This window comes from Thioreductor micantisoli (genome assembly GCF_055392745.1).
This window is the reverse complement of the sequence record NZ_AP043760.1, coordinates 737,055-761,652: the sequence shown is the minus strand read 5'-3', so window position 1 is coordinate 761,652 and position 24,598 is coordinate 737,055. Positions and strand designations below refer to the sequence as shown.

General features: G+C 25.6%; 18 protein-coding genes. 5 read left to right on the top strand and 13 right to left on the bottom strand.

All coding sequences use genetic code 11. The annotated features are described in order from the left end of the window. Positions 1-10: 10 nt before the first annotated feature. Genes prmC through ACZ5OA_RS03960 form a run of 7 tightly spaced genes read right to left on the bottom strand, consistent with a single transcriptional unit; the run spans position 11 to position 12,115 of the window. Positions 11-802, bottom strand: coding sequence for a peptide chain release factor N(5)-glutamine methyltransferase (prmC, locus tag ACZ5OA_RS03990; protein WP_464908237.1), 792 nt, complete (start codon positions 800-802; stop codon positions 11-13). Beyond that, positions 765-2,174, bottom strand: coding sequence for a BatD family protein (locus tag ACZ5OA_RS03985; protein WP_464908236.1), 1,410 nt, complete (start codon positions 2,172-2,174; stop codon positions 765-767). The genes prmC and ACZ5OA_RS03985 overlap by 38 nt, the downstream gene beginning before the upstream one ends. After that, positions 2,155-3,828: a tetratricopeptide repeat protein gene (locus tag ACZ5OA_RS03980; RefSeq protein ID WP_464908235.1), complete on the bottom strand. Its 1,674-nt coding sequence runs from the start codon at positions 3,826-3,828 to the stop codon at positions 2,155-2,157. The genes ACZ5OA_RS03985 and ACZ5OA_RS03980 overlap by 20 nt, the downstream gene beginning before the upstream one ends. Then, positions 3,825-4,676: a vWA domain-containing protein gene (locus ACZ5OA_RS03975; protein WP_464908234.1), complete on the bottom strand. Its 852-nt coding sequence runs from the start codon at positions 4,674-4,676 to the stop codon at positions 3,825-3,827. The genes ACZ5OA_RS03980 and ACZ5OA_RS03975 overlap by 4 nt, the downstream gene beginning before the upstream one ends. A 58-nt stretch (positions 4,677-4,734) precedes the next feature. Then, positions 4,735-7,395, bottom strand: coding sequence for a RecB-like helicase (locus tag ACZ5OA_RS03970; RefSeq protein WP_464908233.1), 2,661 nt, complete (start codon positions 7,393-7,395; stop codon positions 4,735-4,737). Continuing rightward, the gene (locus tag ACZ5OA_RS03965; protein ID WP_464908232.1) at positions 7,392-9,629 is read right to left on the bottom strand and encodes a PD-(D/E)XK nuclease family protein; all 2,238 of its coding nucleotides are present in this window, start codon (positions 9,627-9,629) and stop codon (positions 7,392-7,394) included. The genes ACZ5OA_RS03970 and ACZ5OA_RS03965 overlap by 4 nt, the downstream gene beginning before the upstream one ends. Beyond that, the gene (locus ACZ5OA_RS03960) at positions 9,626-12,115 is read right to left on the bottom strand and encodes a bifunctional diguanylate cyclase/phosphodiesterase (RefSeq protein WP_464908231.1); all 2,490 of its coding nucleotides are present in this window, start codon (positions 12,113-12,115) and stop codon (positions 9,626-9,628) included. The genes ACZ5OA_RS03965 and ACZ5OA_RS03960 overlap by 4 nt, the downstream gene beginning before the upstream one ends. Before the next feature lie 83 nt (positions 12,116-12,198). Here ACZ5OA_RS03960 and ACZ5OA_RS03955 point away from each other — a divergent pair, with 83 nt between their 5' ends. Genes ACZ5OA_RS03955 through uvrC form a run of 5 tightly spaced genes read left to right on the top strand, consistent with a single transcriptional unit; the run spans position 12,199 to position 18,750 of the window. Continuing rightward, on the top strand, positions 12,199-12,849 hold the full coding sequence (locus ACZ5OA_RS03955) for a plasminogen-binding N-terminal domain-containing protein (protein ID WP_464908230.1): 651 nt from the start codon (positions 12,199-12,201) through the stop codon (positions 12,847-12,849). Continuing rightward, positions 12,849-14,231 (top strand): FAD-binding oxidoreductase, encoded by a 1,383-nt coding sequence (locus tag ACZ5OA_RS03950; RefSeq protein WP_464908229.1) that lies wholly within the window; start codon positions 12,849-12,851, stop codon positions 14,229-14,231. Before ACZ5OA_RS03955 ends, ACZ5OA_RS03950 begins: the two co-directional genes overlap by 1 nt. A gap of 9 nt (positions 14,232-14,240) precedes the next feature. After that, positions 14,241-16,229: a methyl-accepting chemotaxis protein gene (locus tag ACZ5OA_RS03945; RefSeq protein ID WP_464908228.1), complete on the top strand. Its 1,989-nt coding sequence runs from the start codon at positions 14,241-14,243 to the stop codon at positions 16,227-16,229. Next, positions 16,226-16,948, top strand: a complete 723-nt coding sequence (gene xth, locus ACZ5OA_RS03940; RefSeq protein ID WP_464908227.1) for an exodeoxyribonuclease III — start codon at positions 16,226-16,228, stop codon at positions 16,946-16,948. The genes ACZ5OA_RS03945 and xth overlap by 4 nt, the downstream gene beginning before the upstream one ends. Continuing rightward, positions 16,942-18,750, top strand: coding sequence for an excinuclease ABC subunit UvrC (gene uvrC, locus ACZ5OA_RS03935; protein ID WP_464908226.1), 1,809 nt, complete (start codon positions 16,942-16,944; stop codon positions 18,748-18,750). The genes xth and uvrC overlap by 7 nt, the downstream gene beginning before the upstream one ends. On the opposite strand, the gene pckA is transcribed toward uvrC, so the two are convergent. Genes pckA through ACZ5OA_RS03905 form a run of 6 tightly spaced genes read right to left on the bottom strand, consistent with a single transcriptional unit; the run spans position 18,727 to position 24,555 of the window. Beyond that, complete coding sequence (gene pckA / locus ACZ5OA_RS03930; protein ID WP_464908225.1) at positions 18,727-20,307, bottom strand: phosphoenolpyruvate carboxykinase (ATP); 1,581 nt, start codon at positions 20,305-20,307, stop codon at positions 18,727-18,729. The genes uvrC and pckA overlap by 24 nt on opposite strands. Continuing rightward, complete coding sequence (gene lgt / locus ACZ5OA_RS03925) at positions 20,304-21,158, bottom strand: prolipoprotein diacylglyceryl transferase (RefSeq protein ID WP_464908321.1); 855 nt, start codon at positions 21,156-21,158, stop codon at positions 20,304-20,306. The genes pckA and lgt overlap by 4 nt, the downstream gene beginning before the upstream one ends. Next, positions 21,158-22,255, bottom strand: a complete 1,098-nt coding sequence (trmA, locus tag ACZ5OA_RS03920) for a tRNA (uridine(54)-C5)-methyltransferase TrmA (RefSeq protein ID WP_464908224.1) — start codon at positions 22,253-22,255, stop codon at positions 21,158-21,160. The genes lgt and trmA overlap by 1 nt, the downstream gene beginning before the upstream one ends. Before the next feature lie 9 nt (positions 22,256-22,264). Next, on the bottom strand, positions 22,265-23,008 hold the full coding sequence (gene fliP, locus ACZ5OA_RS03915; protein WP_464908223.1) for a flagellar type III secretion system pore protein FliP: 744 nt from the start codon (positions 23,006-23,008) through the stop codon (positions 22,265-22,267). Next, positions 23,005-23,784 (bottom strand): OmpA family protein, encoded by a 780-nt coding sequence (locus ACZ5OA_RS03910; RefSeq protein ID WP_464908222.1) that lies wholly within the window; start codon positions 23,782-23,784, stop codon positions 23,005-23,007. Before ACZ5OA_RS03910 ends, fliP begins: the two co-directional genes overlap by 4 nt. 3 nt (positions 23,785-23,787) lie before the next feature. Next, entirely contained in the window at positions 23,788-24,555 is a 768-nt protein-coding gene (locus ACZ5OA_RS03905; protein ID WP_464908221.1) for a motility protein A, read from the bottom strand. Between the last annotated feature and the right edge of the window lie 43 nt (positions 24,556-24,598).

Below are 24,598 nucleotides of genomic sequence, written 5' to 3'. Positions count from 1 at the left end.
TTTATTGAATTTAGAATTTTATCACAAATCCTCTTGTATTACTACTTAAATCTTTATAAAAATAGTAATTTTTTATATTTAAACTTTCAAAAAACTTTATCATTAACTCTTTTTGATTATATCCAAATTCACAAATAATTAATTTAACTTTTCTTTTAATTCCTTCTTTTACTATCTCTTTTAGTAAAAAAGTTCCACTGTCTTTTGCAAAAAGTGCTTCTTTTGGCTCATATTTAAGAGGTTCATAATTCCACTCTTCTTCTACATAAGGAGGATTTGAAACTATGATATCAATTTTTTCCTTTACTTCATCAAGTAAATTAGACAATCTAAAATCTATATTTACATTATAAGTTTTTGCATTAATTTTACTTACTTCAATCGCTTTTGGATTTATATCAGTTGCTATAAATCGAAATTGTGGAAATTTTTTTGCAAGTGTTATTGAAATTATTCCACTTCCCACCCCTATTTCGGTAATTGTTAGTTTTTTTTCTTGTTTAACATAATCTCCTAACTCTTTAATAGATACATCAATTAAGGCTTCTGTATCATCTCTTGGGACTAAAATTCCCTCTTCTATATAAAATTTTTCATCATAAAAATAGGCTTCATTAAAAATATATTCAAGTGGATACTCTTTTTTTCTAAGCTCAATAATTTTTAAGAATTTTTCTTCATCAAACTCAAATTCTGGATTTAAATGTAAAAATATTTTATCCTCATTTAGAAGTTTAGAGAGGATATACTCTTTTTCACTTCTACTAAGTTCTTTGATTTTTAGTGCTTCTTTGATTTTCAAAAAATTCCTTTATAAACAGCTTTTCTTCTTTTGTTAACTTTTCTTTCTTATATAATTTTTCTAAAATAGATTTAATTTTAGGATTATCGGCATAAGGTAAAAGTTTATTATATAAATTTGCTGGCAATTTAAACTCTTTTTTAATTTTTATAAAATTTAATAAATATCCAACTATAATACCCAAAATAAATACAGATAAAATTAGTAAATAATTAGTTTTATATTTTGTAACTATTTTTGTTTGGAGTTTCGTTTGGATTTTATTATGCATATTATTATTAACAATTTGTTTATTTTTATCCTTTATAACTTCTACAAAAATAGCTTTAGTTGAAATATTTTTTACTTTTTTACTCTTCATATCATAATAAGAAATTTCAACTGGTGGAATTGTATAATTATCATCAGCTAAAACAACAAAACTTTTTTCATATTGGCTATAAACTTTGTTATCTTTTATAGTTTGACTTATTTTTGGTTTATTGTTATAAATAGTTGCATTTGGTATATTTATTTTAATATTATCTAAATCACTTAAATCTCCATAACCTTCGATAATAAGTTTCCCATTTACCGGTTTATTTGCTTTGACCTTTGTTTTATCTACATTCATAGATATTTTGAAATTACCTACAATTCCATCATAAACTTTTTTTGCTTTAATATCTATATTTTTGGCTAATGTTTTATATCTCATAGCTTGTGTTACAAATCCAAAATTATCCATTGCAGGTTTTGCAAAACCAAGTTTAAGTGCTACACTAAAATGAATAACTCCAGTACTTTTGGGAATCAAAAGATATTTGACTTCAGCTACTTTATAAACTCCATCATAATAATCACTTTCTTTACCTATTTGTTTTAATTCAAAATCTCCTTTTGGCAAAATCATTTGGACAGCAGATACTTTTGCATTTGTTTTTTGATAAAATTTAATATTTACTAAACTTGGATAACCAACTATTGCTTCTTTAGTTACATTAATTTCAAGTTTAAAATTTTTATTGAGTTTCGAATCTTTTACAACATTTATTTTTATTGGTTTTGTTTTATACTCTTTATTATTAACTTTTACAACATACGAAGGAATAGTTATAGATTTTAGAGGAGTAAAACTCAAACTTCTTGTAAGTTTTTTTTGATAATTTCCATTAATTATAGAAATACTTTGAGAATTTGAAACTGATTCTACATTAAATCCAGCAATTTTATCTATTTTTGGAAAAGTTATTTTATTTCCATCTGCCGTGATTGAATATGTTACACTATCGCCTTGGATCACATTTTGTTTATCTACTTTTGCAACTATATTTGCAAAAAGATTAATTGATAACAAAAAAATAATTATAAATTTACCACTCATTTTTTTCATCATTTTTTCCTTTACTTAATGGGTATAATAATGTTTTTGATTTTATTTTATTAAAAATCTTTTGATTAGCATTTTTATTGATTCCAATTTTTATTGGTTTTATATTTTTTAATTCTTTTTTATTTACTCTTTTTTGAGCTGCTAATTTATTGTACTGTTGTTGTTTCTCATTTTTTTGTTGTTGAGATTGTTTTTTATTTTGTTTATTTTGATTATCTTTTTGTTTGTTATTTTTATTTTTCTTTTTAGAATTATTCTGTTTTTTAGTGTTCTTTTGAGATTTGTTTTGATTACTTTTATTATTCTTTTGATTCTCTTTATTTTGTTGCTTATGATTTTTTTGAGACTTATTTTGCTTATTATGTCGTTTATTATTTTTATTTTGTTTGTGTTGTTTGTGTTGTTGCTTTTTCTTCTCTAAAAGTTCCAAATTATATTTAGCATCTTTATCATTCGGATTTATTTTAAGTGCATTTTTATATGACTTAATTGCCGCATCAATTTTATTCATTTTTGCATAGCAATTTCCTTTATTATATTCCACTTTTTCAGATAATTTTTTATCTTTTATTTGATTATAAATTTCTTGTGCTTCTTTATATCTTTTCATTTTATAAAGTGAATCTGCTGCGTTAAATTTAGCTTCATCATTATCAATTTTTTTATAAAACTTAGCACTTTTTTGATAATTTCCTTTTTGGTAAGCTTCTTTTGCCTGATTTAAATAGTGCCAATCAAGCATTGACGCATTTGTTTGAATACCCATCATCAAAACAAAAATAGGAATTATTCTTTTTAAATTTGAAATAGAGAAAAATCCCAAACTAATAGATAAAAGCCCAAGCCACAATGGATACATAAATAACTCTTTATAAACAACTATCTTTTTACTACTTTTTACTTTTTGAAAATTTTGTGAAATTAATTCATTTATATCGCTATTTCCAGCTTTTGCAACTACTCCAAATTTAACGTATTTCAAGAAATTATCATCTCTTTTTACGATAACTACTTTTCCTTTATTCATAAGTAAATTCCCATTTTTTAGCTTAATTGGAGCACCTTGTTTCGTCCCTATCAAAAGTGCATAAAGATTAATTCCTTTGGTATCTAAATTTTTGACACTCCCTCCATCTGTAAAAATCACTAAATCTTTATAACCCATTTTTTTAGCAGTATTTATTAAATTTTGTAAATCGGTTCCTGATGAAGTTATATAATTATCATTTATATTATTTAATAAATATTTAAGAGTATTTTTGTCGGTGGTATAAGGCGAGATTAAAAAAGTACTGTTACTAAAACCTAAAATAGCTATTTCACCATTAAATTTATCAATAAACTGATTCATTTTATGTTTTGCAAATTTTAGTCTATTTGGATAAACATCTTCGGCCAACATAGAACGAGATATATCCAAAGCCAAAGCCACTTTTTTTAAATTCATATTAGTTGAAATCTCTTTTTTATCAGTTACTGGTCTTGCAAGAGCAATCACCAAAAATATATATCCAAGTGCTAAAAATATTTTTTTAAATTTATTTGATTCTTTATTAACTATAATCTTTGGATTTATATCTATTTTATTCTCTTTTCTAAAAAACAGTGGTAAAAACAAAAGCAATAAAAATGCATAAGGATATAAAAAAATCATATTCTTCTCCTAAGATAAAATAAAAGTAAAACAATTGCTAAAAATAGAGGATAAATATATAGATATTTTTTATAAATTAATTTATGAGTAATATTACTTTTTTCCAAACTATCTATTTTTTTATAAACTGGTAAAATATCATTTGGCCTAAGAGCTTGGAAAACTTCTCCACCACTGTTTTTAGCTAAGTAACTTAATAAATTAAAATTAACTTCATCACTTCCACCCACTCCAATAGTATAAATTTTGATCTTATATTTTTTTATCTCTTTCATTACACTATTTAAATCAACTTTGCTTGAATTATCAATTCCATCTGTTAGTAAAATTATAATTTTTGTTTTTGCATTGCTATTTTTTAGAAGTCTTATACTTTGAACTAGACTATCCAAAATAGCAGTATTTTGCCCAGCAATACCTACATACATTTTACCCAAAATTTCACGAACAAACTTTTTATTTTCAGTTAAAGGTGAAGCAATAAAAGCATTTGTTCCAAATACTACAAGCCCCACTTTATCAGTTTTTCTTTTTTGAATAAAATTATTAGCTGCAACTTTCACAAAAGCAAATTTGTTAAACTGAGACATACTTCCACTACTATCAATACTCAAAACTATATCATCACCTTTATTAGTCTGAATTATTTCTTTTTTTATGTAAGGATTACTTAAAGCAAATAAAATAGAAGTAAATATAAAAAATTTAAGCCAAAAATCACTATTTAACTTTTTTGTCATAGAAAAGTGTGGAAAATATATAGCTATTCTCTTTTCGGGACAAAATCTATAACAAATAAAAAATAGGATTAAAAGTAAAAATACCCATAAATTTCCAAACTCTAACAAACATTATCCTTTTTTGTAGGATTATAACATAAGCAAATGAATAAAAAATTAAAAATAACTATCGAATTTTTTTCATTTCCATTTTATCAAGATACAAAATATATCCTTTTGCAGGTCTATTTTTTAGGTTTTCCATAGCTTCTTTGTATCTTTTTATCTGTTCAATATATCCTCTTTCATCCTCTGGAGTATGGGTTTTATAATCAATTATAATAATTTCATTATCTTTTTCAATAAGTAAATCTATAATACCTTTTTGCTCATTATATAAAAATGGATACTCTTTATATGTTTTTTCATTTTTATATTCTTCTAATAACTTTTTACCATTTTTATACCATTCAAAAGCCTCTTTTGCATCACAAAATTCTCCATATCTATTTTGCACAGCATCTAAATTTTCACACTCAAAAGCATAATGAGTAGCAAGTCCAAAATAGATAGCATCAAAATCATTTGGTTTATACTCTTTTTCTTCTATCTCTTTATACTCTTGTTTTCCATAATTTCTAAGTTCTAAATCAAATTTTTCAGTTTTCTTTTCATTTTTTTCTTCGGTATCATTTTCAAACTCACCAATTGTTTGAGGAGTTAAATTTGTAACAAATTTAGATGATTTTGATTTTTTGATAATAAATAGAGAATTTTTAGGTCTTGTAAAAGCTACATATTCGGCATTTTTACTATCTTCATATTCTAATAATTTCTCTTTTTCTAAAACTTCTTTATATTTTTCATCAACAACTTCTCTACCTTTGAAATATTTTTTGATATCTTTTAGTTTAACTGAATCATAATCAAATAAAAGCTCATTATGAGAATTTCTATTTTGTCCTAAAACATCTAAAACTATTACATTTTCAAACTCTAATCCTTTTGATTTATGTACTGTTAAAATTTGAATACCTTTTAGCTCTTTTTGAGGAAGTTCTTCATCAAAATTATCAATATCATACACAAAGTCAATGAGTGTTTTGTATTTAAAAGAGTATTCTAAAAGTCTCAAAGTTGATTCATCAATTAATTCATACTTATCCATAATAAATTTTATCATTTTAGATGGTTTCATTATTGGAACGACTATCTCTTCACTACTCCATTTTTTACTAATTAAAGATAAAAAATTGAGTTTATTAAGTCTGTTTTTTTTATTATAAGTGTATTTCATTAGATTTATAACCGCACTAGCAAAAGGTTGGTTTATCACTTTTGCTCTTGTTGAGGTGAAGGCATTTTTATTAAAAGTCTCTTTTATAAAATCAGCTACTTTGATAATATCATCATTTTTCCATACCAAAATAGAGATATCTTCATCCCTCACACCTTTATCAAATAAAAAGCTTAAACTTGCCTTTAAATCATCTAAAACAGTGTCACTTTCTATAACTTCTACATATCCGCCTTTTTTATTACCTTTTTGTCTTGGATTTAAGTTAAAAGTATTATTTACAAACTCTACTATATTCTCTTTTGAACGATAATTTGTTTTAAGAGTATCTTTTACCATTCCAAATTGTTGATAATAGTTATAAACATAATCAAAAAGCTCTTTTTGTCCACCACGAAATCTATAGATTGATTGCTTTACATCTCCTACATAAAAAAAGCTTTTAAAAGGGATTACCCCCTCTCCTGAGGCTATTTCATCAACTAACGGCTCAAATATTTGCCACTGAGTAATAGAAGTGTCTTGAAATTCATCTATTAAAATATGCTCTATTTTTGAATCAAGTCTAAAATAAATAAACTCTTTTATATCATTTACAAAACTCTCTTCTCGCAAAAGTTCATACACCAAAATCTCAATATCTTTAAAATCAAGAATATTATTCTCTTTTTTATAATAAAACTTTGTTCTTTTATATTTTTTATATAGATCTAAAAGTCTATACAAAAAATCGGCTTCTCTATTGATAAATTCCACTCTAAAATACTCTTTTAACTCCAATAAAACATCATCAAACCAAACCTCATACACTTTTTTGAAATAGCTATATTCATTTAGTGAATTTTTTGCAAACCAAGTAGTAGTTGGAATATCTTCAAATTCAATAGTCACTGCTTTTTTAGCACGATTACTTGCATTTGATTCTAAAATAAACTTTTTTAATCTATTAAACTCTTTAAAAGCTTTTTCTCTATCATTTGGATATTTAGTCGGATCTAATTTAGTAGGAAGTTCTTTATCTTTTTCATACAAAAGATTAAAAATTTCTTCCATTGAGCTTTGCATTTTTGTTTCTCTTTTTGAAAAAACGACTAAATTTTCAAACTCTTTATCACCTAAATCATTTAAAAACGCCTTTAATACAACCTCTTTATCTTCTCTTCCAATTTCAAAATCACTTTCAAAATTCACATACCAGCTAAATTTTCTTAAAATTTTATTTATAAAAGCATCAATTGTGGAGATATAAATATCACTCACAAGGAACTTTTGTAAAATTTTACCTCTCATATCAAGCAAAATTTTTTCATTAATTCCTGTATTTTTAGAAATTATTTTTCTCATAGTTATTATATCTTTTTCTTCTTTTTCTAAATTTCTAAGAAAATTGACTATTCTATCTTTCATCTCATTTGCAGCTTTATTTGTAAAAGTAACGGCTAAAATATCATTTGGATTTACTCCTTTAAAAAGCAAAGATAGATATCTACCAGCTAATGAAAAAGTTTTCCCACTTCCTGCACTTGCACTAAGTGATAAAAGTCTTTTCATACTTCCCCCTTGCAAGCAAGTTTATAATCACAATATTTACAAATATCACTCGCTTTTTTGATAGTTTTATCACCCACGACAACATCTTCAGCCACTCGAATTTGTGTTGGTAAATTTTGTAATATTTCTTTTAGCTCTTCTATTTTTGGCTGGATTTCTATAAATTCAGCTTTATAAATATCCCAATAAGCAGTTTTTATAGTTTTAGTTGGATATTTTTGCATAGCATAAAGATAATAAAAGGTTAATTGAAAGTCATAAATATAATCAGTTTTTAAACTTTTAGAAGTTTTATAATCAATTAAAGTAATACTTTTTTCATTTATATCCATTCTATCAATTCTTGCACCAAGTTTGATATTTTCAAATTCAAAATTTACCGGTTCTTCCCGTAAATTTTTTTCACTATATTTCATTTTTTCATAATCTTGCTTACAAAATTCTTGTATAGAATCTTCAAAATTTACTCTAATTTCATAAATATCTTTTTTTGAATTCATTTTTTGATAAATTTCGTTCATTATAAATTCAAAATATTCATTTTCAGAGTTAAGTTTATCTCTGTTTTTTACTGTATTTTCCACAGCTTTATGAAAAATAGTTCCAAAATTTTCCTCTTTTTCTTCATCATTTTCTATTTTTAAAATTTTACTAAAATAGTATTTTTTAGGACATTCAAGTAAAGTTCTAAGAGTTGTAGGATAAAGTGGAGTTTTTACTTCAAATTCATCATCATAATAAACTATATTTTTTGGTTTTGAAAATTTATACAAAACTTCATTATATTTTTCATCTTGATTCTCACCCAATTCAAGACCTAATTCATAAATAAATCTACTTGGAATATCTTTTTCATTTTGAACATAACTAATTGCTACTTTTTTTGATTTAGTTATTAAATTATGATAGTAGTGTTTTTGGAGGTTTTCTTTATCACTTCTTGTAGGAAGTTTTGCTTTTTTTCGAATTGCACTATTCAAAAATAAATCTTTACTATTTACATTTGGTACAATTCCTTCATTGAAATCAACCAAAATTACACCATCAAAATTAATTCCCCTACTCTCTAAAACCCCCATTGTAGTAACTTTTCCACTATAAATATCATCAAAGCTAAGTTCTTTTAATCTCTCAATTATAAAATGTAAAAATAGTTTTCTATCCTCAAACATTTTTTCAAAAACTTTTAGTTTAAACAAAGTTTCATCAATTAATTCAAGTTCTTTATTTATTGCTAAACTCTTTATAAACTCAATTAAATCTATATTTTGATAATTATCTAAAATATCATTTATTTTTAAATAAGAAACCTCATCTTCATTTACTAAATATGAATATAATGCTTCAAGTTTTATAAATAACTGACTTTCAGTAAAACTTTTACCCATTGCAAAGTTTAAATTTTTAAACTCATCAAACTCCTCTAAAAATTCAGCAAAACTCTCATCTGGCAAAATTACAGCTATTTTATCTGCTTCAATCCCACTTTCTACAAATTCAGCAATTTTAGCAAATACAAAATTAATTTCATCAAATCTTTTTGAAAAATGTGTTACTTCTATATCACTTTTATTACTAATAATTTCTTTTTCTAAAATTTCATTTGTATTAAAATCAATTTTATATTTATACCCAACATCCAAATCCACTAAAAATTTTCTAATTAAACTTCTATTAAATTTAGAAACTTCAACGATTATAATAATCTTTTTATTTACTTTTTTTAAAACTTCAGCGTCAAATTTAGATAAATATCCATCTAAATGGATTTCAATCTCTTCAATTCCTTCAAGTAATTTTTCATTTATTTCATATTCTTCAATTAAAAAATCATCGATATAACCATCTTCCTCTAAAAGTTTAGAATAATTTCGTTTTATCTCTTTTAATAAATTCAAATGTTCTTCATACTCAATATAAGTATCACTCATAATAACATCATAAATATTCACTCTTTCAAGAAACAATTCCTTAAAAAAACTAAATATAAATTCACTATCATTTGCAAAACTTAAAAACTCTTTTTTAAATCCAAGTTTTGAAATATCCAAATTAGCAATAGCTTTAAAAAGATATATTTTTCTAATATCTTTATCTATAAATTTTCTATTTTTAACAACAACAATATTATTTAAAAATTCTCCAATTGTTTGATGTTTATCTAAAATAGTATTATTTTTATCATTTAACCAATTTCTAATTTGCCTTTGAGTAGAAAAAAGTTTTAATTTCATATCTCTTCTTCTGGTTCAGCTAAATAATATCCTTGAATACCATCAATATTAAGCCCTTTAACAATATCAAAAACTTCTTTATTATGCACAAATTCTGCTATTGTTTTACATCCAATCTCTTTTGCAAAATTATTTATATTCTTAGCAATAATTAATGATTTTTCATGTGTATGAATATTTTTAATCAAACTTCCATCTATTTTTATAAAATCTGGATTAATCTTTGTAAGATAAATAAAATTACTATATCCACTTCCAAAATCATCAATAGCTATCTTTGCACCATAACTTCTAACTATTTTAATAAATTTTTCAACTTTTGAAAAATCTTCAATAGCTTCACTTTCAAGCAATTCTATAATAACCCTATTATACATTTTATACTCATCAATCATATCACAAAGATATTTAACTGTTTCATCATTAATAATATCTTCAAATGAAAAATTAATTGAAAAACTATATTTTTTATTTTTAAAATATTCAAAAGATTTTTTTATCATTATTCGAGTAAGTTCTTGATAATATCTTGTATGTTTTATTGTATCTAAAAAGAAAAAAGGTGGAAGTAATTTACCATTTTCTTTATCCTTTATTCTTATTAAACACTCATAAGAATTAGTTTCTTTTTTGTCTATTTTTTGAAAAACTGGAATAACTCTATCTTCTTGGATTGCATTCTTAACCATTTCAATAGTTTGCAATTCTTTTGAAATGGTTTCTTCAAGTTTTAACTGTTCACTATAAACTATAAAATCTTTATTTTGTTTTTTAGCATAATTAAGTGCTAAATCCGCTCTTATTTTATAAAGTTCAGGATTAGTTTTAGGCACCATTGCAATTCTAAGTGATAAATCAACACAAATATTTTTATTTCCTATTTCCATAGATATTGGATTATTTTTAAAATATTCAAATACATCTTTTACTACATTTTTACATAATTCACTATTTTTTGTTATATTTAATGTCATAAATTGATCAGCTGCAACTCTATAAAGATTACAATTGTATTTATTTACAATTTTTAACAATTCTTTTGAAAATTTTTTTAAAATTAAATCTCCTATCTGTTCACCATAAACATCATTTATAGATGAAAATTTTTTAATATCAATAAGTAATGAGCCTAAAGGATTTTCTTTTAATATATCTCTTTCTAAGGCATTTTTATTTTGTAAATCCGTTAAATCATCATGATAATATAAATATTCAAGTTCTAAATTCTTTGCTCTTATTCTTGCTGTATTTTGTTTTATTTTATTTTCTAATTTTTCATTAAGTACAACTAATTCTTTACTCGTTACATTTATTAAATGACTAAATATATTCAAAGTCAATAACTCTTCATTTTTTATATTTAATTTATGATCTTTATTTACTATTTTCTTATTTTTAGTTTCACTTAAAAAAAGAATAGTCATAGTTTGATTAAAGAAATAATTTTTACTCATTTGATAAAATTCACCATAAGTAAAAAACCCAGCTATAGAAACTATTTCTTTCAAAGGAGTTATCTCATATTTTATATTTTCTCCTAAAAATCTTTTTCTTGCTGTGCATGAATAGATAAAAATAGATTCTACATTTTCTATCTCTTTTAATAATCTATCATTTTTTTTGAGTATATACTCAAAATTTCCAAATCCAAATTGAATCTTATCACCTTCTTCTATATTACCAGCTAAAACTAAACTTCCATCACTATTTTCCCCTACAATAGCTCTTCCTATTTTCATTCCATTTTTATTTATTATAAGAGGAAATTTCAAACACTCTTTCATAAGATCTTTCGTGATTTCTTCCCCCAAATAATATTTATAAATATCAACTGTTTTTTTCCCATCTATTTCATAAATTACATTTTTATTGGCTTTTGTAACAGTCATAATTTTACCAATACCTTGCCAATCAAAACTATACTTATTATGAACAATTAGTTCATCACTATTTAGACTTGCTCCCACACATCCCTTTGAAATTATTCTTTCTTCATTAAAAACTAATGATTTCGTAAATTCAGCATTATCTCCAGCAAGACCTCCTGCTATTAAAACATTACTCTTTGATTCAATACCTTTTACAAAATCTTCTCCATTTGTATTTAAACCATCACTAAACAAAATCATACATTTACTATTTTTTTCTTTTAATAAAAAAGCTAACTCTTCACCCATTTCAAAATCACTCATATCATCTTTTTCTAAAATTGCTGTTTTTACACTTGTTTTCTCAAAAATAGTAAAATTAATAATAATTTCTTTTGTTGTAACATCTCCATCTATAATTTCACCATCTGTTGTACAACCTATTATTTTTACATTTTTAATATTTTCTTTTAAAATATCAATTATATTTTTTATCAATTTTTCATTTACAATACCAGAAAAAATTTGAACTAACATATTTTTATTTTCTATAATATTTTTTTCTATAAACTCTTTTAATCCCTTTTCTGAAATAAATTTTAAATTTAAACTTTTCATACTACACAAACCTTTTTTTAATATTTCAAATTATAACAAATTTAAAAAAGTTTTTGATATAATTCAATAAAAAAAGGACTTGAATGAAAAAAATACTATTTTTATTAGTTTTTGTAAATTTATTTGCATTTAACCCAAATCGTATTAATACAAAAATTTTAATTACAGATTTACACTATGCTATTGTAGATAATAAAGATATACAAAATGGTCTAACTGGATATGTAATTCATAATAAAATGATAATTGCTAAAGCTTTATCATTAGGAAATGGCAATGTTAAATATTTACCTTTTGGAGCACTTAAAAACAGTGCACTGGCAAAACCAAAAATTATGCCTAAAAAAGGTGATAAGATTATATTTGGATTATATAATAAAAGAGGTTTAATAATAGCTCCTAATCAAAATGGATATATCCAAGCCCAAAATAATCATCCAAATATTAAATGGATAAATAGTGATCTATTTGCAACTTATTTTGAAAGTAAACCTACAAAAGAAAATTTTAGAAATTTTTGTAGCGATGTAAAAGTTGGAATAATTGATTTTATTTTAGATAAAGAATATATAGTTGATTGCCAAAGTATGACTATTTTACAAACAAATAAAATAAAAACTTCTACTTATACAAAACCTTTCTTTTGTAGTTATGATAAATTTGGTAGTAGTCTTTTCTCATCAATTCCAAATAATTGGATAAAATATTATAAATCACTTATTAAGGGGAAATAATGGAAAATAAACACATAGAAGCTTTAAAAAAAATTGTTGGGGATGATAATGTTTATTCAGATAAAGCACATTTAAGAGCATATTCTTATGATGCTACAAAACAAAGATTTGAACCTGAACTTGTAGTATTTCCAAGAAATGAAAATGATGTAAGTAATATTTTGAAATATTGTAATGAACACAAAACTCTAATAACTCCAAGAGGTGCAGGAAGTGGATTTACAGGTGGAAGTTTACCTGTAAATGGAGGAATAATTTTAGCTTTTGAAAAACATATGAATAAAATATTAGAAATTGATGAAGCCAATATGGTAGCAGTAGTCGAGCCTGGTGTTATAAATACAGATTTACAAAATGCAGTAGAACAAAAAGGTCTTTTTTATCCACCAGATCCTGCAAGTATGGATTATACTACACTAGGTGGAAATGTAAGTGAAAATGCAGGAGGAATGAGAGCTGCAAAATATGGAATTACCAAAGATTATGTAATGGCTATGAGAGCTGTTTTACCAAATGGAGATATAATCAGAGCTGGGAAAAGAACTATTAAAGATGTAGCTGGTTATAATATAGCTGGTATACTAATAGCTAATGAAGGAACACTTGCCGTTATTACAGAAATTACACTAAAATTAATTCCAAAACCAAGATTCAAAAAAAGTTATATAGCTTCATTTCCTGATGTTGAAAATGCTATGAATGCAGTTTTTAAATCTCTTGCAAATGGTGCAAATCCAGTTGCTATGGAATTTTTAGATAAACTAGTGATTAAAGCCCTTAAACAAAAATTAAATGCCGATTTACCTGAGAATGCTGGTGCAATCCTTATTGGTGATATTGATGGAAATGTACAAGAAGATATTCTATTTCAAGAAGGTATTTTAGAAAAATCTTTCAAAGAAAATGGATGCTTTGATTTTAAAACTTCAAATAATGAAAAAGAAAGCAATGAAATTTGGTATGCAAGAAGAAATGCTTCACCTGCTACTACAATCTATGGAACTCTAAAACTGAATGAAGATATTTCAGTGCCAAGAAGTAAACTTCCAGTTGCACTTAATGGAATATATAAAATTGGTGAAAAATATGGATTTGAAATTCCTTGTTTTGGTCATGCAGGGGACGGAAATATACATGTTAATGTAATGGTAAAAGATAAAAATAATCTAGAAGAAGTTGAAAAAGGGCATAAAGCAATCAAAGAAATATTCGAGCTTGTTATAGATTTAGGCGGAACTCTAAGTGGAGAACATGGAATAGGAATAAGTAAAGCTGAATTTATGAATATTGCATTTAGCGAAGCTGAATTAAACTTATTTAAACAAATCAAAAAAACATTTGACCCAAATGGAATCTTAAACCCAGGTAAAATGGGAATATAAGGGAATAAAATGAATTTTAAAAATTTTACAATAAAACAAAAACTTTTAGGAATATTAACTGTCGTAACATTATTACTTGTTATTAATACAATCCAAACTATTGTTCAAACGAAAAACTCCAATGAAAAATTAAATAAATTAGAAAATTTAAGTATTCTTTCATCAAAAATATCACTTCTTTTACATGAAACACAGAAAGAAAGAGGTGCAAGCGCAGGATTTATAGGTAGTCATGGTAAAAAATTTATTACAATTTTACCAAAACAAAGATTATTAACCAATAAAAGGTTATCAGAATTTAAAGTAACTTTAGAAAATATTAATTTAAATTTATTTGATAAAACTTTAAAAAATAGAATTCAAGATGCTTTAAATAATTTATCAAAATTAAATAGCATAAGAAAGAAAGTATCTAATTTATCTATATCTATAAAAAATGAAGTAAAATATTACACACAAACAAATGCAAAATTACTAAAAATAGTTGAAACTGCTACAAATTTAGCTCAAAATGCAAAACTTGCAAAAGCATTAAATAGTTATACAAACTTTTTAAAATCAAAAGAGAGAGCCGGTATAGAAAGAGCAGTATTATCAGGTACATTTGGAGCTAATAAATGGAAACCAGGATTTTATGCAAAATTTATTACTCTTTTAGCTGAACAAAACTCTTATTTAGATGCTTCTATGGCTACGGCAACACCATATATTAAAAATTATTATAAACAAACTATGAATTCAAATGTTATAGCTGAAGTTGAAAAAATGGAAAATATAGCAAAAATTCATTTAAATGGAAACTTTGGAGTAGATTCAGAATATTGGTTTAAAACAATTACTAAAAAAATAAATCTTCTTAAAAAAATAGATGATAAAATGAGTGCATATAATTTTACATTATTGAAAGAAATTAAAAATCAAATTATGAAAAATTTATATATTAACATTGGATTATTACTATTCTTTATAATTTTTATATTAATACCTCTATTCTTATTACAAAAAGATTTAATAAAAGATTTAACAAGAATAAAAAATGAACTGAATGTTATAGCTACAAATTTAAATTTAAATAAAAAACTTACAGTAAATGGAAAAGATGAAATAGCACAAATGGCTATAGATATCAACAATTTTATCGATATAATTGCAAATATGCTTCAAAATATTAAAAATAATACATTAACTGTAAACAGTGTAGCAATCAAAACAGCTGAGGAATCAACTAAATTAACAAAAATTGTAAATTCTCAAAGAGAAACAATTACAAATATTTCAAACGCAACTAATTCTGCACAAAATGATATAGCAAGTGCTGAAGAAAAAGTTATTGACACTGCTGAAAAATTAAACATTGCTTATAATGCATTAGATAAAATGATAGAAAATTTGCATACAGTAACTGACAAAATTGCACAAAATTCAAAACAAGAACTTCAAATTGCATCATCTGTAACTTCTTTAGCTGAACAATCAAAACAAGTAGGAGATGTTGTAACTATAATTAAAGAAATAGCGGAACAAACTAATCTTTTAGCACTAAATGCTGCAATTGAAGCCGCAAGAGCAGGAGAAGCTGGAAGAGGTTTTGCAGTTGTAGCCGATGAAGTTAGAAAACTTGCTGAAAAAACTCAAAAAAGTATAGTTGAGATAGAAAGTGTAATTAATATTATTATTCAAGCTGTAAATAATATAGAAGGGGAAATAATTGAAGTTAGTCAAGATGCAAATAATGTAGCCGAAATAACTCAAAACTTAGTTACTTTTGCAGATGATACTAAACAACACACAATAGAAACTATGCAATTGTCCCAAGAAGCAAGTGCCCAAACAACAAAAATCAACTTTACACTTAGAAATTTACTTGAATTATCAGAATCAACAATGAAAAAAACAGAAAACTTAACAAATGTAACATTAACTTTACATAAAATTTCTAATGAATCTAAAAAAGTAGTAAATAAACTTGAAGAAGAAGTAGAGAAATTTAAAATATGAAACTCGCTACTTTTAATATAAATAGCATAAATAAACGAAAAGAAATAGTGCAAAAATGGGCTAAGTCCAAAAATATTGATTTTTTAGCCTTGCAGGAGCTAAAAACATTAACACCTCCTTTGATAGATAACTATGAATGTTTTTATTCATCTGCTAAACAATTTAATGGAGTCATGAGTTGCTCTATATTTGAATTTGATAAAACTGAAATTTTAGAACCAGCCCGCGCAATTTATACAAAAACTAATAATATAAATATAATAAATATTTATGCACCACTTGGAGATTTGTATGGAGAAAAATTTGAACATAAAATACAATTTTATAAAAATTTAATGAATTTTATAAATAAATTTGATTTACAAAATAAAAAACTCATCTTAATGGGTGATTTTAATATTATACATAAAGAAATAGATGTTTTTGATGCAAAAAAATGGGAGGGTCATATTACATTTTTACCAGAAGAGAGAGAAATATTTAATCAACTACTAAGTTTAGGATTATATGATAGCTTTAGAGAATTTTATCCAAATAAACAACAATTTTCATTTTATGATTATCGTGATAAATATTTCAAAAGAGGTTTAAGACTTGATTATATGTTAGTTACAAAACCTATTTTAAATAAAATAAATGATATTTATATTGACTTAAATCCAAGAACTCTTCCTACTCCATCAGACCATACACCAGTTGTTATGGAGCTAAATTGCTAAAAAAGGTAAAATCTTTACCTGATTTACCTGGAGTTTATCAATATTTTGATAAAAACAATAAACTCTTATACATAGGAAAAGCAAAAAACTTAAAAAATAGAGTAAAAAGTTATTGGAGATTTACTCCTACTCTTCATCCAAATCCCAATTTATCTCTTAGAATTTTAAAAATGATAAATGAAGCTATCGATTTAAGATATATTGTAGTAGAAAATGAAAATGATGCTCTGATTTTGGAAAATTCACTAATTAAACAACTTAAACCAAAATATAATATATTGCTAAGAGATGACAAAACTTATCCTTATATTTATATAGATTTAAATGAAAAATTTCCACGATTTGAGATTACAAGAAAAGTAATAAAAGGAAATGTTAAATATTATGGACCTTTTAGCTCAGGTGCTAGAGAATTACTTGAAACAATTTATGAAGAAATTCCTCTTAAACAGTCAAAATCTTGTAAAAAATTATGCTTATTTTATCAGTTAAGAAAATGCTCAGCTCCTTGTGAAGATAAAATTACACAAAAAGAGTATCAAGATTTAATAAAAAAAGCTGAAAAATTAATTTTAGATAAAAAACAAACTATAAAACTATTAGAAAATAAAATGTATAAATTTGCCGAAAATCTACAATTTGAAGAAGCAAGAATTTATAGAGATAGAATAAAAGCAATATCATCAGCTGAATTATTTAGCAATGTGGATATGGCAAAACTCGATGATTTAGATCTATTTTACGTTCATTTATTTAATAAAAAATCTATTGTTATTAGATTATTTATTAGACATGGTAAATTAATTTCAAGTGATAATTCAATAATTAATGCTGAATTTTTAGATAAAGATGAAATTTATAAAAGAGCAATTTTAGATTTTTATTCAAAAGAAACTCCTTTTATTTCTCAAAAAATAATGGTAGCAGAGTCTTTTAAAGACAAAGTTGCAATTAAAAATTTGTTAAGTGAAAAATTCAATAAAAAAATATCAATTATCACTCCAACAACAAAAGAAAGAAAAAAACTTATTAATATATGTAAATTAAATGCAAATGAAATACTTAAAAATCAAAAACAAACTCCAATTTATCAAAAAATAAAAGAGTATTTCAAGCTTTCAAACACTCCTTACACAGTCGAAGTTTTCGATACTTCTCATATGCAAAGCCAAGCAAATGTAGGTAGTAAAATTGTATGGAGTAATGATAAATTTAAAAAAGATGAATATCGTCATTATAATTTAGAAGGTAAAGATGAATATTCTCAAATGAGAGAATTATTAACTAAAAGGGCTGAAAGTTTTGATAAACTTTCTCCTCCTGATTTATGGCTAATTGATGGAGGATTATCACAAATAAAAATAGCAAAAGAGATTATCGATTCAACTGGAATTGATGTTGATATTTTAGGAATTGCAAAAGAAAAAGTAGATAAAAAATCTTATAGAGCTAAAGGAAGTGCAAAAGATAAAATATATTCTTTTGATGAAATTTACAGATTAGATACCCACTCACCTATTTTACAATTTTTACAAAAACTTAGAGATGAAGCGCATAGATTTGCTATAACTTTTCATAGAAAACAAAAAATAAATCAAGATAAGCAGATTGAATTATTAAAAATAAAAGGAATAGGAAAAGCAAAAATAGTAAAATTACTTAATTACTTCGGAAGTTTTGAAAATATTAAAAATGCATCTTTTGAAGAGTTAAGTAAAGTAATCGATAAATCAACTGCTATAAAACTTCAAAAAAAACTTGATATAAAAGCTCAAGCCTTAAAGGCTTGGTCCTGCTTTTGAATAATCTTCTTCTGTTTTAGCATCTTCATATCTTTTGAAGTTATCTATAAACATTTTCGCTAACTTTTTAACAGTTGTATCATATGCTTCTTTATCACTCCATGTATTTCTTGGATTCAATACATTATTATCAGCTACACCTTCTAATGCTTTTGGAACTCTAAGATTAAATACAGGTAATGTATCAAATTCAGCTGAATTAATGCTTCCATTTAAAATACCATTAATACAAGCTCTTGTATCTTTAATACTCATTCTTTTTCCAACTCCATAAGCTCCACCAGTCCATCCTGTATTTACAAGATATACATTTACACCATGTTTATCAATTTTTTCTCCAAGTAATTTAGCATAATCAGTTGGATGAAGTGGTAAGAATGGCTCGCCAAAACAAGCACTAAATGTTGCTACTGGTTCTGTAATTCCTCTTTCTGTTCCTGCTACTTTTGCAGTATATCCACTTAAAAAATAATACATTGCTTGCTCTTTAGTTAATTTACTAACTGGTGGTAAAACTCCAAATGCATCAGCAGTTAAGAAAATAATATTTTTAGGATGTCCACCTTTTAATGTACATTCATGATTTTCAATATGTTCAATTGTATAAGAAACTCTTGTATTTTCAGTTTTACTTCCATCAGCAAAATTTACTCCACCATCTTCATTTAAAACTACATTTTCAAGCAGTGCACTTTTTTTAATAGCCCCATAAATTTCAGGTTCACTTTTAGGATCTAAATTAATTACTTTTGCATAACATCCACCCTCAAAATTAAATACACCTTCGTCATCCCATCCATGTTCATCATCACCAATTAATCTTCTCTCTGGATCTGTTGAGAGTGTAGTTTTACCTGTTCCACTTAAACCAAAGAAAAGTGCAGTATCATTATCTTTTCCTATATTTGCAGAACAATGCATAGAAAGTTTTCCTTCAAGTGGAAGCCAATAATTCATCATAGTGAATATTCCTTTTTTAATTTCTCCACCATAAAGTGTTCCACCCATAACTGCCATATTTTCTTCTACATTAAATGCAATAAATACATCAGAATTTAGTCCTTGTTCTTTGAATTTTTCATTTCTGGCATTACCCGCTACATAAAAAGTAAAATCTGGTTTAAAAGTTTCTAATTCTTCTTTTGTTGGAACTATAAACATATTTTCCACAAAATGTGCTTGCCAAGCTATTTTTGTAACAAATCTAATAGCTCTTCTACTATTTCCAACACCTGTAAAAGCATCTATAATATATATATCACTATTAGAAAGCTCTTTTCTTGAAATTTCCAAAAGATGATTAAATACTTCCAATGAAATTGGTTGATTAATTTCTCCCCATGCAATATGATCTTCACTTGGTTTTTGTTTTACAAAATATTTATCTTTTGGACTTCTACCTGTAAAAATTCCAGTATCAACTGCTGTAGCTCCAAGAGATGTAGATTCTACCTCACCCTTTTTGATAGTATCTTCAATCAATTCATCATAACTTGGATTATATTTAATATTTCCTATATTTTCTAATTTTAAATTTTTTAAATGATTAATTGTCACTTTTTTATCCTTTTATTTTTTGTGTTATTATATAACTTTTTTTTTGAAATATTGCTTAGTTTTATAAAATATATAACAATTCCTGCTAAAATCATTACAAAACTTAACAATTCTCCCATTGTAAAGTGCATAAAAATAAATCCAAGTTGAGGATCTGGTTGTCTAAACATTTCACAAAAACTTCTTGCTATCCCGTATAAAATCATATAAAGAGAGATCAATTCTCCGTCAAACTTTTTCTTTTTTCTATATAAAAATAGAATTATAAAAATAACTACACCTTCAAAAAATGCTTCAAAAAGTTGCGATGGATATCGTAAAACTCCATTTACATAAATTCCAATATCAGAATCAGTTACTCTTCCAATTAAACGCTGATTAAGAAAATTACCAATTCTTCCAAAAACATACCCAGCAGGCACTGCAATTGCTACTATATCAAGCAGTTTCCACATATTAATTTTATACTTTTTAACAAATAAAAAAGTAGCAATAGCAAATCCAATAACAGCTCCGTGATAACTCATACCAGCAATTCCTACAAATTTACCATTTACAAAAGGATTAAACATTTGCCAAGGATGGGTGAAATAGTATAAATTATTTGGTACATAAAATATAAAATATCCTATTCTTGCTCCCAAAATCACACCAATTTCAACCCAAATAAAATAATTATCTAAAATAGATTCACTAATACTCAATTTATCTTTTTTTACTATAAGTTTTGCTACATATAATGCACTTAAAAGTGCTAAAATATACATAATTCCATACCAATGGACTTTTAAACCAAAAATTTCAAAAGCTATAGGATTGAAATGTTCATAAATATGATGCCAAAAATTTATCATTTTTCTCTCTCTAAAACAACTCCACATTCCATATGGTTAGTCCAAGGGAATTGATCAAAAAAGGCGAATGATTTTATAACTCTTCCTTTACTTAATGTCTCTAAATCTCTTTTTAAAGTTTCTGGATTACATGAAATATAGATTATGTTTTCAAAACTATCTACAAATTTTCTACTTTTATCATCAAGTCCTGCTCTTGGTGGGTCAATAAGTATATTTTTTAAATTATATTTTTTTATAAGTGGAGATTCTTCATCTTTTAGTCTTGCAAAATCTGCCGCACTCATTGCTAAAAATGTAATATTGCTAGTTCCATTTATATCAGCATTATAAAAAGCAGAATCAATAGATTGCTGTGAAATTTCAGTTGCAATAACTTTTCTAAATCTTTTTGAAAGAGGAATTGTGAAATTTCCATTTCCACAATAAAGCTCTACCAAATCTCCTTTAAGCTCTTCTGAATTATCCATTGCCCAAGTTATCATATTTTGGGCCATTTTTCTATTTGGTTGAGTAAATGTCGCTTCAATTTGCTTATATTTATAAATCTCATCTTTTATATTAAGCTCTTCAATTAAGTAGTTTTTATCCAAAAACAGTTTTTTACCTTTTCTTCTAACTACAAAATCACAATTTTTAAATTTATCTTTTAAAGCATAAATATGAGGTTTCATCTCTTCTTCATCCCATTTTTTATGATAAATAAGAGTTACAATCAATTCACCTTTTGAATTACTTAAATATTCTACTGCATAAAGTTTTGTTTTTAGATATTCATCTTTGATAATTTCTTCTAACATTGGTTTCATAATATTACTAATTGACTTATCTACAATATTACATTCATCAATCGTAACTATTTTTCGCTCAGTAAGTCCAAACATTCCATAATCACATCTATCTCCATCATGCCAAATTCTAAATTCAGCTCTTGCTCTAAAATGCTCATCACTTCCTGTAAAAACTCCTAACTTAGGCATATCAAACTGACTAAACATTTCAATTAATTTATTTTTTTTCATCAGGACTTGCTCATTATAAGGTATCTGATACAATACACAACTTCCACATTTACCAAAACTACTACAATTCATCTATTTCCTTTATTTAAAACTTAATACTAAATTTTGTACCAATAAATTCCATCCATCAACTAAAACAAAAACTAACAACTTAAATGGCATTGAAATCATAACTGGTGGTAACATCATCATACCCAAACTCATCAAAATTGCACTTACTACCATATCAATTATCAAAAACGGCAAATATATTAAAAATCCAATCTCAAAAGCAGTTTTAAGCTCACTTGTCATAAAAGCTGGTATAAGTGTTGTTAATTCTACATCTTTTATACTTTTTGGATTTGGTAAATGCCTAATTCTATAAAAAAGTGCCAAATCTTTTTCACGAGTATTTTTAATCATAAAATTTTTAAAAGGTGCTACACTTTTTGTAAAAGCTTGCTCATAGCCTATTTGATTATCCATATATGGTTTTATTCCATTATTATAAGATTTAAGGGCATATGGTTGCATTATAAAAAATGTTAAAACCAAAGCTAAACTAACTAAAATTTGAGCTGGAGGCATTTGTTGAGTTCCTAGAGCTTGTTTTAAAAATGAAAAAACAATAAGGATTCTAACAAAAGAAGTCATTACCAAAACTATACTAGGGGCTAAAACTAATAAAGTCATAATAATAACTATATTTAGTGATTTTACTAGTTGTGTAGGACTATTTGGAGCTGTTAAGCTTAAATTTACCATGGGAATAGGAGGAGCATTAACACCTGCAAATACAATGATAGGAGATAAAATTATAAATAAAATTATAATTTTTTTCACTTTTTTATATCCAATATTGATTTTCTAATTTTTTTACCATTTTTAGCTACATTTTTTTGATCAAAAAATATAATATCAACTTTTCTATTTTTCTTTTTACCTTCATCTGTTGCATTTGTAGTTACTGGGTGATACTCTCCATAACCAGCAAAACTAAGTTTCTTAGGAGCTACTCTAAATTTAATTAAATATCTAACAACACTCAAAGCTCTTGCACCACTTAATTCCCAGTTATCTTGATAAGGAGATGTTTTAGGCAGAGGTGTATTGTCTGTAAATCCTCTTATTTGTACTTGAACTTCTGGTGGTAATGTTTTTATAATTAAAGCTATTCTTTTTAAAAATAGAATTGAATCTTCATTATAGATCTCAGCTGTTCCAGGTTTAAAAGAAATATCGGCCGGCAAATGAACAATAAGGCCTTCTTCTGCTTCCTGCATAGATACAGCACTTCCTCCCATTTTTTGTTGTTTCAATTCATTAAACTCTTTTACTACTTGGGAAACTTCTTTTGCCATTTGTGATATATTTTTTGGTATAGGAGACTCTGTAGAAGGTGTTCCTTTTTTAAGAGAATTTTTAGTAATAGTTCCACCTGATAAAATACCCATACTTCCTTGAAGACTTCCAATTGCTTCTTCAATTTTTTTTGCATCCATTGAAGACATTGATAAAAGAAGCACAAAGAAACATAAAAGAAGACTCATTAAATCCCCAAATGTAGCAAGCCACTCAGGCATACATTCAGGACATTCACATTTACATTTTTTTGCCATTTTTTACTCGAATTGACTTTGTCTCTTAGCTGGTGCTAAAAAGCTTAATAGTTTTGCTTCTAATGTCCTAGGATTATCTCCTGATTGAATAGACATAATTCCTTCAATAATCATAGTTTTAGCCAAAATTTCATCTGAATTTCTAAGACCTAGCTTTCCAGCTATAGGATTACCAAAAATATTTCCTATCAACGATCCATAAAGAGTAGTAAGTAAAGCAACCGCCATCGCTGGACCAATTGCAGAAGGGTCAGCCATATTAAGAAGCATAGCAACAAGACCTATCAGTGTACCAAGCATCCCCATAGCTCCAGCAAGTCCAGCCCAATTATGAAAAATAGAAGCCATAGTTTTATGTCTTTCATCCATTTGTTCTAAATCAATTTCTAAAAGCTCTCTAATAGTATCAGGTTCATTTCCATCAACTGCCATAGAGAGACCTTTTTTCAAAAATTCATCTTTTTCTTTATCTACTGGACCTTCAAGTGCTAAAATACCATCCCTTCTTGCTTGTGTGGCATACTCTACAAGTTTTTTAATAAGCTCGGGAAAATCTGGTTGATAATTTGGCTTAACTGCAAGCATAAATACTTTTGCAAATTGTTTCATTTGCTCCATTTTAAAATTAATAAATAGAGTCATAATAGAACCAAGAACAACAATTAGGACTGATTGAGGGTCAATATATGCACCAATACCAACTCCCATGGCCATTGCAGAAATAATAAGTCCAAATGCACCAACAAGCCCTATGACTGTAGCTAAATCCAATTTTATATTCCTTTTATAATTTTTTTGCTATAATTATAACAAA

Bases quoted from the DNA above. Each gene is read 5' to 3' on its own strand.
- ACZ5OA_RS03965 (WP_464908232.1), bottom strand. From the start codon at position 9,629: ATGAAATTAAAACTTTTTTCTACTCAAAGGCAAATTAGAAATTGGTTA.
- ACZ5OA_RS03950 (WP_464908229.1), top strand. From the start codon at position 12,849: ATGGAAAATAAACACATAGAAGCTTTAAAAAAAATTGTTGGGGATGAT.
- ACZ5OA_RS03970 (WP_464908233.1), bottom strand. From the start codon at position 7,395: ATGAAAAGACTTTTATCACTTAGTGCAAGTGCAGGAAGTGGGAAAACT.
- ACZ5OA_RS03910 (WP_464908222.1), bottom strand. From the start codon at position 23,784: ATGGCAAAAAAATGTAAATGTGAATGTCCTGAATGTATGCCTGAGTGG.
- ACZ5OA_RS03945 (WP_464908228.1), top strand. From the start codon at position 14,241: ATGAATTTTAAAAATTTTACAATAAAACAAAAACTTTTAGGAATATTA.
- ACZ5OA_RS03985 (WP_464908236.1), bottom strand. From the start codon at position 2,174: ATGAAAAAAATGAGTGGTAAATTTATAATTATTTTTTTGTTATCAATT.
- ACZ5OA_RS03980 (WP_464908235.1), bottom strand. From the start codon at position 3,828: ATGATTTTTTTATATCCTTATGCATTTTTATTGCTTTTGTTTTTACCA.
- xth (WP_464908227.1), top strand. From the start codon at position 16,226: ATGAAACTCGCTACTTTTAATATAAATAGCATAAATAAACGAAAAGAA.
- ACZ5OA_RS03955 (WP_464908230.1), top strand. From the start codon at position 12,199: ATGAAAAAAATACTATTTTTATTAGTTTTTGTAAATTTATTTGCATTT.
- trmA (WP_464908224.1), bottom strand. From the start codon at position 22,255: ATGAATTGTAGTAGTTTTGGTAAATGTGGAAGTTGTGTATTGTATCAG.
- ACZ5OA_RS03960 (WP_464908231.1), bottom strand. From the start codon at position 12,115: ATGAAAAGTTTAAATTTAAAATTTATTTCAGAAAAGGGATTAAAAGAG.